This window comes from Kitasatospora sp. NPDC059673 (assembly GCF_042734215.1).
GTDB lineage: Bacteria > Actinomycetota > Actinomycetes > Streptomycetales > Streptomycetaceae > Kitasatospora.
The window spans coordinates 303,738-317,627 of the sequence record NZ_JBHWEN010000004.1 but is presented as its reverse complement, the minus strand read 5'-3'; the positions used below and the strand labels follow the sequence as shown (position 1 = coordinate 317,627).

At 73.0% G+C, this 13,890-nt stretch carries 13 protein-coding genes; 9 read left to right on the top strand and 4 right to left on the bottom strand.

Annotation, left to right across the window (positions count from 1 at the left end; all coding sequences use genetic code 11):
* Window positions 1-169 precede the first annotated feature (169 nt).
* Window positions 170-733, top strand: a complete 564-nt coding sequence (locus tag ACFV18_RS07900; RefSeq protein WP_380480394.1) for a YbjN domain-containing protein — start codon at window positions 170-172, stop codon at window positions 731-733.
* A 75-nt stretch (window positions 734-808) separates the two neighbouring features.
* On the opposite strand, the gene ACFV18_RS07895 is transcribed toward ACFV18_RS07900, so the two are convergent.
* The 3 genes from ACFV18_RS07895 to ACFV18_RS07885 all read right to left on the bottom strand — a co-directional run bounded on the left by ACFV18_RS07895 (window position 809) and on the right by ACFV18_RS07885 (window position 4,115).
* Window positions 809-2,266: a DUF2079 domain-containing protein gene (locus ACFV18_RS07895; protein ID WP_380480392.1), complete on the bottom strand. Its 1,458-nt coding sequence runs from the start codon at window positions 2,264-2,266 to the stop codon at window positions 809-811.
* Between the two features lie 222 nt (window positions 2,267-2,488).
* On the bottom strand, window positions 2,489-3,586 hold the full coding sequence (locus ACFV18_RS07890) for a peptidase (RefSeq protein ID WP_380480390.1): 1,098 nt from the start codon (window positions 3,584-3,586) through the stop codon (window positions 2,489-2,491).
* 4 nt (window positions 3,587-3,590) lie between these two features.
* Window positions 3,591-4,115 carry a hypothetical protein gene (locus ACFV18_RS07885; protein WP_380480388.1) on the bottom strand — a complete coding sequence of 175 codons (525 nt, stop codon included), beginning with the start codon at window positions 4,113-4,115 and terminating at the stop codon, window positions 3,591-3,593.
* 209 nt (window positions 4,116-4,324) lie between these two features.
* Between ACFV18_RS07885 and ACFV18_RS07880 the strand changes: the two genes are divergently transcribed.
* From ACFV18_RS07880 to pyrE, 6 genes are all read left to right on the top strand, one after another.
* Window positions 4,325-5,491, top strand: a complete 1,167-nt coding sequence (locus ACFV18_RS07880) for a pyridoxal phosphate-dependent aminotransferase (protein WP_380480386.1) — start codon at window positions 4,325-4,327, stop codon at window positions 5,489-5,491.
* Window positions 5,492-5,861: 370 nt separating this feature from the next.
* Window positions 5,862-6,821 (top strand): hypothetical protein, encoded by a 960-nt coding sequence (locus ACFV18_RS07875; RefSeq protein ID WP_380480384.1) that lies wholly within the window; start codon window positions 5,862-5,864, stop codon window positions 6,819-6,821.
* 422 nt (window positions 6,822-7,243) lie between these two features.
* Complete coding sequence (locus ACFV18_RS07870) at window positions 7,244-7,876, top strand: DUF2617 family protein (protein ID WP_380480382.1); 633 nt, start codon at window positions 7,244-7,246, stop codon at window positions 7,874-7,876.
* A gap of 79 nt (window positions 7,877-7,955) precedes the next feature.
* Entirely contained in the window at window positions 7,956-9,626 is a 1,671-nt protein-coding gene (locus ACFV18_RS07865) for a spermidine synthase (protein ID WP_380480380.1), read from the top strand.
* Window positions 9,627-9,755: 129 nt separating this feature from the next.
* The gene (locus ACFV18_RS07860) at window positions 9,756-10,619 is read left to right on the top strand and encodes a carbon monoxide dehydrogenase subunit G (RefSeq protein WP_380480378.1); all 864 of its coding nucleotides are present in this window, start codon (window positions 9,756-9,758) and stop codon (window positions 10,617-10,619) included.
* A gap of 32 nt (window positions 10,620-10,651) precedes the next feature.
* Window positions 10,652-11,188, top strand: a complete 537-nt coding sequence (gene pyrE / locus ACFV18_RS07855; RefSeq protein ID WP_043915296.1) for an orotate phosphoribosyltransferase — start codon at window positions 10,652-10,654, stop codon at window positions 11,186-11,188.
* 94 nt (window positions 11,189-11,282) lie between these two features.
* On the opposite strand, the gene ACFV18_RS07850 is transcribed toward pyrE, so the two are convergent.
* Window positions 11,283-11,996: a DedA family protein gene (locus tag ACFV18_RS07850; protein WP_380480376.1), complete on the bottom strand. Its 714-nt coding sequence runs from the start codon at window positions 11,994-11,996 to the stop codon at window positions 11,283-11,285.
* Between the two features lie 262 nt (window positions 11,997-12,258).
* Here ACFV18_RS07850 and fbaA point away from each other — a divergent pair, with 262 nt between their 5' ends.
* A complete protein-coding gene (gene fbaA / locus ACFV18_RS07845) occupies window positions 12,259-13,281 on the top strand; it encodes a class II fructose-bisphosphate aldolase (protein ID WP_380480374.1) in 1,023 nt (340 codons plus the stop codon).
* A 100-nt stretch (window positions 13,282-13,381) separates the two neighbouring features.
* On the top strand, window positions 13,382-13,801 hold the full coding sequence (locus ACFV18_RS07840; RefSeq protein ID WP_380480372.1) for a DUF3151 domain-containing protein: 420 nt from the start codon (window positions 13,382-13,384) through the stop codon (window positions 13,799-13,801).
* Window positions 13,802-13,890: the final 89 nt, after the last annotated feature.

Here is a 13,890-nt window from a genome sequence, read left to right as displayed (position 1 = left end):
GGCGGAGCCCTCGCGGCTCCGCCCGCCGGCGTCCGTACACCCCCCGGGACCAGGCGGGAACACCCCGGAGTCACTCTGTGCCGGAAGCCGCGAATGAGGCAGGATGGAAACATGAGAAGGCGGCCCCCAATCGGCAGCCGACCTTGTGCACCGTGAAAGGGACACCCCCGTGAGCATCGACCCGTCGTCCATCCCGTCCTTCGGCCTGCCGCAGCCGCCGCAGGGCGGACAGCCCGGTGGCGCTCCGGCCGGGCCGCCGCCGGTGATCGTCCCGGACCAGAACCTGGTCGCCCAGCTGCTCGACCAGATGCAGCTCAAGCACGTGGTGGACGAGGAGGGCGACCTCACCGCCCCGTGGGAGAACTTCCGCGTCTACTACATGTTCCGCGGCGACCACAAGGAGCTGTTCGCGGTCCGCGCCTTCTACGACCGTGCGTTCCCGCTGGAGAAGAAGGGCGAGATCCTCGACCTGATCGACGAGTGGAACCGCGAGACCCTGTGGCCCAAGGTCTACACCCACACCCACGAGGACGGCGTGGTCCGCCTGATCGGCGAGTCCCAGATGATCGTCGGCAACGGCGTCAGCCTGGAGTACTTCGTCGGCACCACCGCCAACTGGACGCAGGCCGCGGTCGGTTTCGAGCAGTGGATGGTCGAGCGCCTGGGCCTGCAGGAGCAGGTCGAGGACGAGAAGCCCGCCGACGGCGAGGACGGCCCGGCCGACGAGGCCTGATCCCCGGCCCCCTGGCACCCCGGAAGGGCCCGCCCACCGACCCGGTGGGCGGGCCCTTCCGCACGCCTGGCACGGCTACGGGGCGGCCGGCGCGCGCAGCAGCAGGACGCCGTCCTCCTCCCGCACCGTCCGGAAGCCCTCCGTGCGCAGCGTCGCTATCTGCTCGGTCTCCTGCTCGCCGTTCAGCGGCCAGCCCATCGGGTTGTGGGTGTCCACCACCACCCACTCCGCGGTGCGCCAGTCCTTCGGCCAGCCGAACTCGAACACCGTGCAGCGGCTGGTCAGTTGAGGCACCAGCCGGTTGCCCGCCGCCACCCGCGCGCCGGACGGTATGTCGGCCAGCACCGACTGCACCGTCCGCACGTGCGCGGAGCTGCGGTAGAAGCCCGCGTCGGTCGCCTGCGCCATCGGGAAGAGCGGGAACAGCATCGCGGTGACGGCCACGCTGCCGCCCAGGAACGGCACCGTCGCCCAGCGGCCCCAGTGCGGCTTCGCGGCCCGCAGCCGGATCAGCGCGTCGACGAACGCGGCGAACACGATCGGCATCAGCACCACGCTGTAGTGGTACTGGGTGCCCCAGTACATCGGGTTCTTGCTGAGCAGCCGCCAGCCCAGCGTCGGGACGGCGACCAGGAACAGCGGCGAGCGCAGCGCCAGCAGCAGGGTCGGGACCAGCAGGAAGAACAGCAACTGCCCTTGGACGGTGGCGGTCACCAGATGCCCCGGCACCGACAACAGCCGCTCCAGCAGGCCCGGTTCGGTGCCGGGCCGGCTCTCCAGGTTGTCCCAGTAGTTGTAGGCGTGACTGGGACTCATCGCCGGCAGCAGCACCAGCAGTTCCAGCGCGCTGGCCAGCACGCCGAGCACCATCGTCACCACCCCGAGCCGCCGCGGCCCGCGCCAGGCCACGTAGCCGCCGATGACGGCGACGGTGAGGCCGAGGTCCTCCTTCACCAGGCAGAGCGGCGCCGCCCAGGCGACCGCGGCCACCCAGCGCCGCTCCGCCAGCGCCACCACCGCGAACGCCAGCAGCGGCGCCGCGAAGGCCACCTCGTGGAAGTCGAAGCCGATCGTCGAACCGACGCCCCAGGAGAACCCGTACCCGAGCGCCACCGCGACGGCCGCCGCCGCGCCCAACTCCCGTTGCGCCCAACGGGAGATCGGCACCACGGCCAGCGCCAGCAGGGCGGCCTGCCCGAGCAGCAGCGTCTCGGCGCCCGGCCACACCAGGTAGAACGGCACCAGCGCCAGCAGGATCGGCGAGAAATGGTCGCCGAGCAGGTTGTAGCCCTCCCCCTTCAGCGGGGCGACCGGCAACTCGAAGTGCGCGTAGCTGCGCACCGCCTGCTCGAATATCCCCAGGTCGTACCCGGTGGTCAGGAGCAGTCCGTGGCGGCGCAGGCAGAACAGCGCGTAGAACGCGAAGAACCCGGCGGCCAGACCCCACGGCAGCAGCCGCGGCCAGCTGATCCCGCGCCACCGGGCCGGCGGGCTCCCGTCGTCCCCGCTCAGCCGGACGGGAGACGACGACACGACTGTTCCGGACGCCATATCTTCACTTCCGATAGCCCCACGCGGGCCCGGTTCCCCCCGGCCCCACGGATCCCCGAACGGGGATCACCCCTGTGGCGCCAGGCTAGACCAGCCTTCGCGAACGGACGATCCGTTCGGACAAGGAACAGTCACGGGCCGCGGCCCCGGCGGACGGTGTCCGGCGCGGCCGCGGCCCGTGCGGATCGAGCAGGCGCTCCGGCGTCAGCGGCGGCTCCGGCGACGGAACTTGGGGAGCAGCAGGCCCACCGCGGCGAGGGCGAGGACCGAGAGCCCGCCGACCAGCGGGGTGGGGAAGCTCCCCGCCCGGGCGGCCGACGCGGTGACCGCCCCGGTGCCGCCGGGGGCCACCGGGAACGTGACGGTGGCCCGCGCGGAGTGCTCGACCACGCCGCTGCGGAGCGCGAGCTCCACGTTCCACGGGCCCTCCGGCACCCGGGTGTCCAGCGGGACGACCGCGTCCGCGCTCTCGCCCGGGGCCAGGGCGGTGCCGGTCCTGGCGGAGAAGGGTCCGGCGCGCAGTCCGCCGGGCCCGTCGGAGAGCGCGAGCGTCCCGCCGATGTCCAGGGCGCGGCCCCCGGTGTTGCGGACCCGGGCGTGCAGCTCCGCCCGCCCGTCGTGGCCCCGGGCCGGCGTGAGCTGCTCGATCTCGAAGTCCGAGGCCGGCTCACCGCCCGGGCCGACGTCGAGGTACATCCGGACGCCGACCCGGCCCAGGATCGTCAGATTGTGCGAACGGTCCGCAGGCCGGCCGGCCTGCGCGGAGCGGTCCTCGGGGCGGCCGGTCTGCGCCCAGATGACGCCGTACCGCTCGCCGGCGGAGGCGTTCTTGGGCACCTGGACGGTGGCGCGGACCTGCGCCGTCTCGTGCGCCGCCAGGTCGAGGCCGGTGGTGTCGAGCGACGTCCAGCCGGTCAGCTCGTTGGGGGTGCGGTCCGGCGCGAAGGTGAACTGCCCCTTCGTGATGGCGGCCGCCGCGGCGTAGACGTCGACGTGCATCGGCGTGGACGACTCGTTGCTGACCTCCACCCGGCGCTCGATGGTCGAGCCGGGCGCGAGGTGGTCGACGATGTACGCCTGCGCCCTGGGGTCGTCGCGGCGGTCCTCCGGAGCGTCGAGCAGCTTGATGCCGATGGTCCGCTGCTCCGGGCCCGGCTCCGGGGTCCGTTCCCCGTGCTGCTCGTGTTCGGCCGTGCCCACCGCCGGGGAGGGCATCCCGTCGGCCATGGCCGGCGTCATCGCGGCCGCCTGCACGACGGCCGCCAGCATCAGCGGCACCAGGTACCCGCGCGCACCTTTCATCGCGTCAGGCAACGGACTGGGTCAGCACGCCGGTGTACACCCCGCCGACGGCCGAGGCGGGTACGTGGACGCTGACGGTCGGATCCCAGGTCGCGGTGTTGTCCCCGACCCCGGCGGTCCCGGTGAGCACCGTCTGCGCGGAGTTGCTCAGCGTCACGTTGGTCGGGGTGACGGTGATGGTGCCGGTCGTCGTCACCGATCCGACCGCATAGGTGGAGTCGGTGGCGGGAATCGTCGACGGACCGTTCACGAAGTCTGTCTCCGACGCGGTCACCGTCCAGCTCGCCGAGGCCAGGGCGCGGTCGTCGACGACGGTGCAGGGGCCGATCTGTGCGCCGATCGTGGTGCCGGGCGCTCCCGAGCCGAGGGTGGCGGCCGCCGGTACCGACAGCGTCAGCGCGCCGGAGGTGACCGTGAAGGTGAGGGTGGTGCTGGGGTCGGCGTCCTCGACGACGGCGCCGGCAAGGCCGGGCTGGGTCATGGCGAGGGCGGCGGCCACGGCCGCGATGGACAGAATTCGTGCACGCACAGTAGCTCCTGGAGTAGTCCCCCGAGGACAGAGTTGCCGGGTTGGAACGCCTCTTGACGCGTGATCAGCCAATCCAGCGCGACCTGCCCCCGCAACCCGGATTGCGCCGATCCGCGCACCGGCGGGACCACCGTCCATGCCCCGCGTGTGCTTGTCCGCGGCCTGCGGCCGTCGCAGGATTGGCCGAACACAACCTGCGAGGAGCCGCAATGGGTGCAAGGCCGCTGCTGAACCGCCGGCTGGCGGGCATGGGAACGACGATCTTCGCGGAGATGTCCGCCCTGGCCACCGCCACCGGCGCGATCAACCTGGGGCAGGGGTTCCCGGACACCGACGGCCCCGAGGAAGTCCGGGAGGCGGCGGTGCGGGCACTGCGCGACGGCCGCGGCAACCAGTACCCGCCGGGCCCGGGGGTGCCGGAGCTGCGGCAGTCGATCGCCGAACACCAGTACCGCTTCTACGGATTGACGGTCGATCCGGACACCGAGGTACTGGTCACCGCCGGCGCCACCGAGGCCATCGCCGCCGCCCTGCTCGCCCTGCTGGAGCCCGGCGACGAGGTGATCGCCTTCGAACCGTTCTACGACTCCTACGCGGCCTGCATCGCGATGGCCGGCGCGGTACGGGTGCCGCTCACCCTTCGTCAGCCCGCGTTCCGCCCCGACCTGGACGAGCTGCGCTCGCTCATCACCCCGCGCACCCGGCTGCTGCTGATCAACACCCCGCACAACCCGACCGGCACCGTGCTGACCCCTGAGGAACTCGCCGCGATCGCCGAACTGGCCGTCGAGCACGACCTGTTGGTGATCACCGACGAGGTCTACGAACACCTGGTCTTCGCCGGCGCCCACCACCCCCTCGCCGCCCTCCCCGGCATGCGCGAACGCACCGTCACCATCTCCTCGGCCGGCAAGACCTTCTCCTTCACCGGCTGGAAGGTCGGCTGGGTCACCGCCGCACCCGAACTGGTCGCCGCCGTCCGCACCGCCAAGCAGTACCTGACGTACGTCTCGGCCGGCCCGTTCCAGTACGCCGTCGCCGAGGCGCTGCGCCTGCCCGACACGTACTACGCCGACTTCCGCGCCGAGTTGCGCCGCAAGCGCGACCTGCTGGCGGCCGGCCTGGCCGAGGTGGGCTTCCGGGTGTTCGAACCGCAGGGGACGTACTTCATCACCACCGACATCACCCCGCTCGGCGAGAAGGACGGCATCGAGTTCTGCCGCACCCTCCCCGAGCGCTGCGGCGTCGTGGCCATCCCCAACGTGGTCTTCTACGACAACACCGAGGCTGGCCGCTCGCTGGTGCGCTTCGCCTTCTGCAAGGGGGATGGGGTCCTGGCCGGAGCCGTCGAGCGACTGCAGCGCCTGAAGGTCTGAGCCCCTACGGGCAGGAGCCGGGCTACGGCTGTGCATTGCCCGGCCGACCGCCGGCCGGGGTGGCTGAACGGGTGATTTGGCCAAGGGGACGGCTGCGGCCATGGCAGGGCCCGGGAATTGGGGACTCGCGGTTCGAAGCCGCGTCTCTCCGCTCTCGCGGACAGCCATCGAACAGGAGTCTCATATGAAGCGACTCACCGCGGGTCTGGTCACGGTCCTTCTGGCCTCAGGCGCATCCGTGTTCGGCCCTGCTTCCCCGGCGCAAGCCGCCACTGTCCAGGTCACCCCCGCCGATCTCGGCCCCCAGGGTCCCTGGTTCCGTCTCCAGGATCAGCCTGGCAACGCGGGACGGCCCCACGGCGTCCAGGAGGTGTCGCCGTTCGCCGCGCCCGACAGCTTCAACGGCAGCCTCCACCTGGCTGTCGGGCCGGGTGAGCAGTCCCAGGCCGCCCACTACTTCGCGCCGGTGACGCTGAGTGAGATCGCCTCCTCCCCGCTGTCGTACGACACGTACGTCGACAGCGCCCACTCGACCGCCGCCGACACCGGCCCCAGCCTCCAGCTGCCGATCTACTGCCTGGGCACGTTCACCACGATGAGCTTCCAGCCGCAGCTGGCCACCGACGCGCAGGGCAACCACGGCATCGTGCCGGACACCTGGCAGCACTTCACCTCCGGCCCGGAAGGCGTCTGGCGCAGCTCGCAGACCATCCCGGGCACGCCGATCACGGCGGGCGGCGACTACCCGCTCAGCACCTACGTGGACACCTGCACCGGTGCCAACAGCGGGGCCCTCGGTGTCATCGCCAACGTCGGCAGGCTCGGCGACCCGAACGCCACCCTCGACACCTACGTCGACAACATCACGGCGGACGGCACCACCTACGACTTCGCCGTGGACGGCAGGGCCACCGGCGACGTCACGCTGCGGGGCGGCCAGAACTCACGGTTCGAGCGCACGGTGGACGGCACCGTGACCTTCGAGAGCCCCGCGGACGGCCCGCACTTCCAGCACATCGGCACCCGGATCACCCTCGATTCCCGGCGGCGCCTCGACCCGGCGGCCGTGGAACTGACCGCGAACGGAGTCCCGGTCCCGCTGACCCAGGGCGCCCGCGGCGAACTGACCGGCATCGTGACGGGCAGCAGCCCCACCGACCTGCTCCCCGGCCAGTCGGTGTCCACGGACATCCAGCTCACGTTCCTCGGCGAGACCGGGAGGCCAGGAGCTCGGGTCGGCAGGGTGACCGTGACCGCCGAACTCCTCGCCCAGGGCTTCACTCCGCTCCAGCCCACCGGCGTCACCGGGAGTGCCACCACCCGCAGCTGACCCAGCAACCCGCCCATCAGCTCCGGGCGACACCGTACGGGCGCCCTTCCGCACCGGGAAGGGCGCCCGTCGCGCCGTACACACCGGGCGTCCTGGCATGTCCGAATGCCCTTCGCTCCGAGCGCACTCCAGGAGTGCACGGCGCACGAGACCGGCGTAGCGGCACTCCGCGAACAGAGTGCAACCCGGGACCGATCACACCCAGTCGGGCACAGGCCTCAGAACAGTGAATGAGTGCCAAACATGGGTAAATCCCCGACGGACCCGGAGAATTCGTGCTTCTCTGCTGCTGAATCTCCAGCCGGAATTCCTCCTTCCACGGTCGGCCGCGCCCCGGATCGGACAGCCTCGAACAGCCTCACGCACTGAGGAGTGGACTCCGGCCGATGGGGCGCGTACGGAGCTGAAACGCGGAGCCGAGCATGCTCACCACCTTGCAGACCTCCTACACGGACACCCGCGCCGGCGACCTGGCCTGGCAGCTGGGCGGCGAACCGCTTCCCGCGCTGGCCGTCCGCGACATCGGACTCGACGACGGGACCGGCCGGTCCGGCGCCCCCGGCGGCACCCTCCAGCTGCGGCTGCTGGGCGCCTCCCACCAGGTCGTCCTGGCGGCCGGCCCGGGCGACTGCCTGGAGACGGTGGCCTGCCTGCCCGGCCGCCGCACCCCGCTGCCGGCCCGGGTCGCCGAGCAGGTGGCCGGCTGGGAGTACGAGTTCGCCGCCCGGATCGAGGAACTCCCGCCGCACGTGTTCGAGGCCCGCGCCCAGGAGTTGCTGGCCCTGGTCGAGGGGCACCCGCGGGCGCTGGCCGGGGTCTTCCCCGGCGACCCGAACGCCTTCACCGCCCTGGTCGCCCACTGCGGGGACCGCCGGGTGCACTGGCGCACCTGGCACGCCTACCCGCAGGAGGGCCGCCTGGTGTGCACCCGTTCCTCGCTCTCGCTGCGCCGCCCGGTCGGCGTCCCGGCCACCCCGGCCGCCCCGGGCGAGCTGGGCGGTCAGGGCGGGCACCGTAGCCCCGGGAGCGGCCCGGAACCGCAGGCCCGGTGGTGACCGGACGTCAACCGGACGCCGCCCGCTGTCCCCCGATTGGGCGCAGCCATTCACCCGGGCTCTCGCCTAGCGTTCATTCATGATCAACCATCCGGTCGGACGGTCCGCGCAGCCGGGTCCGGACGCCCCCGCTCCCCCGTTGGCGGCCGAGTCCCGCCCCACCGCCCCCCGCCCCGCGGGCCTCGGCGGCGCGATCCGGGCAGCGGGCGCCATACCGCTCGCCCTGCCCGCCCGGCCGGCCCGGATCCTGGTGCTGCTGGCCGCGTTCGTCTGCGCGGCCTGCGGCCTGGTGTACGAACTCGAACTGGTCGCGCTCGGCGGCTACTTGCTGGGCGACTCGGTCACCCAGACCTCCGTGGTGCTCTCCGTGATGGTCTTCGCGATGGGCATCGGCTCGCTGCTCGCCAAGAGCCTCACCCGCCGCCCGGCCACCTCCTTCGCGCTGGTCGAGTACGCGCTGTCGCTGACCGGCGGCCTGTCCGCGCTCGCCCTGTACTGCGGCTGGGCGTGGCTGCGCCAGCCGCACGCCACGCTGGTCGCGCTGGTCACCGCCACCGTGCTGATCGGGCTGCTGATCGGCGCCGAGATCCCGCTGCTGATGACGCTGATCCAGCGGATCCGGCGGGAGCACGCCGGCCGGGCCGTCGCCGACCTGTTCGCCGCCGACTACGTGGGCGCGCTGATCGGCGGCCTGGCCTTCCCGTTCGTGCTGCTGCCCGCGCTCGGGCAGACCGCCGGCGCGCTGGTGACGGGCGCCGTCAACGCGGTCGCCGGGGCGGTGGTGGTGCTCTGGCTGTTCCGCGCCGAACCCACCCGGCGGGCCCGCCTGCTGCTGTGGACCGGCTGCGGCCTGGTGCTCGCCGCCCTCGGGCTGGCCGCCGCCTGCACCGGAGCGATCGAGCGCGCCGCCCGGCACGCCCTGTACGGCGGTCCGATCCGGTTCGCGGCGCAGAGCCGCTACCAGGAGATCGTCCTCACCGGCGGCCCGGCGGAAGCGGTCGCCGGGCAGCGCACCCCACCGCCGCTGAAGCTCTTCCTGGACGGCCGGCTCGCCGTCTGCGGCCCCGACGAGTACCGCGAGCACGAGGCGCTGGTCCGCCCCGCGCTGGCCGGCGGCCCCAGCGGCCGGGTGCTGGTGCTCGGCGGCGACGGCCTGGCGCTGCGCGAGGTGCTGCGGCACCCGGCGGTGCGCAGCGTGCTGGTGGTCGAACGCGACCCGGAGCTGCCCGCGCTGGCCCGCCGGGACGACGCCTACGACACGCTGACCGAGCACGCCTGGGACGACCCGCGGGTGCGGCTGGTGACCGCCGAGCCGATGGGCTGGCTGCGCAAGACCCCCGGGCAGTTCGACGTGATCGTCTCCGACCTGGACGACGAGGCCGCGCACGGCAAGTACCGCTCGCGCGAGTTCTACGGCCTGGCCGCGCGGCGGCTGGCCCCGGACGGCCGGCTGGCGGTGCGCGGCGGCGCCCCGGACGGCGTGCTGTGGAGCTCCGAGGCGGGGCTGGCCGCCGCCGGGCTGGACGCCGTCCCCTACCAGGGCCTCGCGCCGGTCGCCGGGGACTGCGGGCCGGCCGGGCCCGCCCCGGCGTTCCTGCTGGCCGGTCACGCCGTCCCCGCGCTGGCGCTGGACCCGGCCGCGCCCGCGCCGCGTTCGCTCACCGTCGAGGGGCTGCGCGGCACGGCGGCCCGGCTGTCCGCGCACCGGCCGTCGCCGCTGCCGCCGCCGCACGCGCTGATCGGGCCCTGACGGGATCGCCGCCCGGCCGGGCCCGCGGCGGTCGAACCGCCGTTCGCCGTGCGCCCGTTCGCGGCACGCCCGGCCCGGCTTCGGGTGCGGGGCTCGGCACGGCGGCGGCCGGTCGGTAGGCTCGCCGGTATGGAGCATGAGGTTGTCGTCCCGGTGCCCGCCGAGGTGGTCCGGGAGGCGCTGGTGGACCGCGAGCTGGTGGCCCGCTGCGTGCCGGGGCTGAGCGCGGTCGCGTCCACGTCCGCGCCCTCGGCGGCGGACAGCCGGCTCAGGGTCCGGATCGCCGGCTCCACCATCACCTTCGCCGGCCGGCTGTCCGTGGGCGGCTGGCAGGACGGCGCGCTGGAGCTGCGGCTGACCGGCGAGGAGATCCGCGGCGCGGCTCCGGTGACCGCCGAGCTGCGGGTCACCCTGCGGGAGCGGCCGGGCGAGACCGTGGTGTGCTTCGCGACCTCGCTGACCGCCTCCGGCCGGCTGGCGGGCTTCGACGGCCCGGCGCTGGAGACGGCCGGCCGTCGGCTGATCGACCGGGCGGTGGCGGCTCTGGTGGCCGAGCTGTCCGGTCCCGGCGAGGACGCCGAGGACGACCCGGCGGACGGCGCGACCGTGGTGTTCCTGGACGAGCGGGCACAGGGCCCGGACTTGGACGACGACCTCTCGGACCTGATCGCGTTCAGCGAGGACGACCTGCCCGAGCCGGCGCCCTCGGCCCGCCCGGAGCCGGTGTTCGAGCAGGAGAGCGCCCCGGTGCGGCGCAGCATCGTCGGCCGCTCGGCGGAGGAGGTGGACCACGCCCCGCCGCACGGCCGGTACGCGCCCGCCCCGCCGGCGCACAGCGCGCGGGCCCGGGCGGCCACCCGCTGGGGCGGCGCGGAGCCGGCCCTGCTGCCGGGCGCGGGCGGCGAGCGCAGCGCGCTGCCGTGGGTGATCGGCGGCGGTGTGGCGCTGCTCGGCGGCGCGGTGGTGCTGGTCCGGGCCCTGCGGCGGCGCTGACGGGTCCGTTTCTGCACCTAAACTGGCTGTCCATGAGCAACGACCGGGACGCCCTGCTGGCGCAGATCAAGGACAAGGCCGTCGTGCACGGCAAGGTCACCCTCTCCTCGGGCCGGGAGGCCGACTACTACGTCGACCTCCGCCGGATCACCCTGGACGCGGAGGCGGCCCCGCTGGTCGGCAAGGTGATGCTGGACGCGGCCGCGGACCTGGAGTTCGACGCGGTGGGCGGCCTGACCCTGGGCGCCGACCCGGTGGCCGCGGCGATGCTGCACGCGGCGGCGGCCCGCGGCCGCAAGCTGGACGCCTTCGTGGTCCGCAAGGCGGGCAAGGCGCACGGCCTGCAGCGCCGGATCGAGGGCCCGGACGTGAAGGGCCGCCGGGTGCTGGCGGTGGAGGACACCTCGACCACCGGCGGTTCGGTGCTGACCGCCGTGGAGGCGCTGCGCGAGGCGGGCGCCGAGGTGGTGGGCGTCGCGGTTATCGTGGAGCGCGGCGCGGCCCCGGCGATCGCGGAGACCGGCCTGCCGTACATCACCGCGTACACCCTGGACGACCTGGGCCTGTGAGCCCCCGAGCCGGCGCCGTCCGCGCCGGTTCCACGTGGAACAAGCGCGAGGCCCCGGCCACCCGAAGGTGGCCGGGGCCTCGCGCGGTGCGTGCTCAGTGCTTGCGGTGACGGCCGCTGCCGACCACCTCGGCGGCCTCGGCCTCGGCGCCGCCGGCCTTCTTCTTCTTCCGCTCGCGCATCACCTCGACGATGATCGGCGAGACCGAGACCAGGATGATCAGCGCCATCGCGGGCAGCAGGTACTTGTCGATCACCGGGGCGAGCTGGTCGCCGGTGAAGTAGCCGATCAGCAGCATGGACTCGGTCCACAGCACACCGCCGACCACGTTCCAGACCAGGAAGGTCTTGGCGGGCATCTGCAGGGTGCCGGCCACCGGGTTGAGGAAGGTCCGCACGATCGGGATGAAGCGGGCCAGCACCACGGCCTTGGCCGGGCCGAACTTCTCGAAGTACTCCTCGGCCTTCTCCACGTACTCGGGCCGGAAGATCTTCGAGTTCGGCTTGTCGAACATCCTCGGGCCGACCTTGCGGCCGAGCAGGTGACCGAGCTGGGCTCCGGCGATCGCGCAGAGCGGGGCGCCGACCAGCAGCAGACCGATGTTCATCTGGGCGCCGTCGCCGAGCACCGCGGGAGCGGCACTGGAGGCGGCGACACCGGCCAGGATGAGCATCGAGTCACCGGGGAAGAAGAACCCGACCAGCAGGCCGGTCTCGGCGAAGATGATCGCCAGGATCCCGATGGCGCCGACGGAGGCGACGAGCGATTTGGCGTCAAGGACGTTGACGGCGAGCTGGATGTGTTCCACGCGCGCAGGATAGCCCGACTCGATTCGCGAAGGCTCGGCCGGAGGCCCGCGAAGCCCTTGCCCGAGGGCCCGCCGAAGCGGCTGTCCCAACCTGCGGGCCCTTGGGTGTGTCCGCCGGGCGAGTCTGGGAAGATGACCGAGGTGTCCGGCCCGCGGTCGAGCAACCACCCTCAGCTCGTACCGCATCCGTCGTGAACCACAGGCGTATCGAGCCTTCGGACAGCGTCGTCCGATCGCCCCACACCGACAGGAGCGGATTCGCATGCCCATCGCAACTCCCGAGGCCTACAACGAGATGCTCGACCGGGCCAAGGCGGGCAAGTTCGCCTACCCGGCCATCAACGTCACCTCGTCGCAGACTCTGCACGCCGCCCTGCGCGGTTTCGCCGAGGCCGAGAGCGACGGCATCATCCAGATCTCCACCGGTGGTGCGGAGTTCCTGGGTGGCCAGCACAACAAGGACATGGTGACCGGCGCCGTCGCGCTGGCCGAGTTCGCGCACGTCGTCGCGGCCAAGTACGACGTCACCGTCGCCCTGCACACCGACCACTGCCCGAAGGACAAGCTGGACGGCTACGTCCGTCCGCTGCTGGCGATCTCCGCCGAGCGCGTCGCCCGCGGCGAGAACCCGCTGTTCCAGTCGCACATGTGGGACGGCTCGGCCGAGACCCTGGCCGACAACCTGTCCATCGCGCAGGAGCTGCTGGCCCAGGCCGCCGCCGCCAGGATCATCCTCGAGGTCGAGATCACCCCGACCGGTGGCGAGGAGGACGGCGTCTCGCACGAGATCAACGACGAGCTGTACACCACCGTGAACGACGCGGTGCGCACCGCCGAGGCGCTCGGCCTGGGCGAGAAGGGCCGCTACCTGCTGGCCGCCTCGTTCGGCAACGTGCACGGCGTGTACAAGCCGGGCAACGTGGTGCTGCGTCCGGAGCTGCTGGCCGACCTGCAGGCCGAGATCGGCAAGCAGTACGGCAAGCAGAACCCGTTCGACTTCGTCTTCCACGGCGGCTCCGGCTCCACCGCGGAGGAGATCCGCACCGCGCTGGAGAACGGCGTGGTCAAGATGAACCTCGACACCGACACCCAGTACGCCTTCACCCGCCCCGTCGCGGACCACATGTTCCGCAACTACGACGGCGTGCTGAAGGTCGACGGCGAGGTCGGCAAGAAGAGCACCTACGACCCGCGCACCTGGGGCAAGCTGGCCGAGGCCGGCATGGCCGCCCGCGTGCTGGAGGCCGCGCAGCAGCTGCGCTCGGCCGGCAAGCGGATGAAGTAGGCACGGCGCGAACGGTGCCCCGTACCCGCCCGGGTACGGGGCACCGTCGTTTTCCCGCGCGCGGCGACCACGGGCGGCCCGAGTGGCAGACTGGCACACCATGGAGATGCACAAGAACCTGCTCGACGGACCGGAGCCGACCCTCCTGCCCGAGGAGGAGCAGCCCTACCGGATGCTGGCCGAGGAATCCGCCTCCCCGACCCAGGTGGCGGCCGAGTACCCGGCGTTCTGCCTGGCCTGGGCGATGCTGGCGGACGACTCCTTCGCGGCCGGCCGGACCGTCGAGTCCTACGCGTACGCCCGCACCGGCTACCACCGCGGCCTGGACCAGCTGCGCCGCGCCGGCTGGCGCGGCCACGGCCCCGTCCCGTGGGAGCACCGCGGCAACCGCGGCTTCCTGCGCTGCCTGGCCGCGCTCGCCCGGGCCGCCGGCTCGATCGGCGAGAGCGAGGAGGAGACCCGCTGCTGGCAGTTCCTGAAGGACAGCAGCGCCGAGGCGTACGCCGAACTCAAGCAGTAACGGCAACACCGAACGGGCCGTCCCCCACCGCGGGGGGCGGCCCGTCGCACCTCCGTCAACTCCCGTTCGCAGCAAGGGCATAGCCTGGC

Bases quoted from the DNA above. Each gene is read 5' to 3' on its own strand.
- ACFV18_RS07865 (WP_380480380.1), top strand. From the start codon at position 7,956: ATGATCAACCATCCGGTCGGACGGTCCGCGCAGCCGGGTCCGGACGCC.
- ACFV18_RS07870 (WP_380480382.1), top strand. From the start codon at position 7,244: ATGCTCACCACCTTGCAGACCTCCTACACGGACACCCGCGCCGGCGAC.
- ACFV18_RS07880 (WP_380480386.1), top strand. From the start codon at position 4,325: ATGGGTGCAAGGCCGCTGCTGAACCGCCGGCTGGCGGGCATGGGAACG.
- ACFV18_RS07890 (WP_380480390.1), bottom strand. From the start codon at position 3,586: ATGAAAGGTGCGCGCGGGTACCTGGTGCCGCTGATGCTGGCGGCCGTC.
- ACFV18_RS07860 (WP_380480378.1), top strand. From the start codon at position 9,756: ATGGAGCATGAGGTTGTCGTCCCGGTGCCCGCCGAGGTGGTCCGGGAG.
- pyrE (WP_043915296.1), top strand. From the start codon at position 10,652: ATGAGCAACGACCGGGACGCCCTGCTGGCGCAGATCAAGGACAAGGCC.
- fbaA (WP_380480374.1), top strand. From the start codon at position 12,259: ATGCCCATCGCAACTCCCGAGGCCTACAACGAGATGCTCGACCGGGCC.
- ACFV18_RS07840 (WP_380480372.1), top strand. From the start codon at position 13,382: ATGGAGATGCACAAGAACCTGCTCGACGGACCGGAGCCGACCCTCCTG.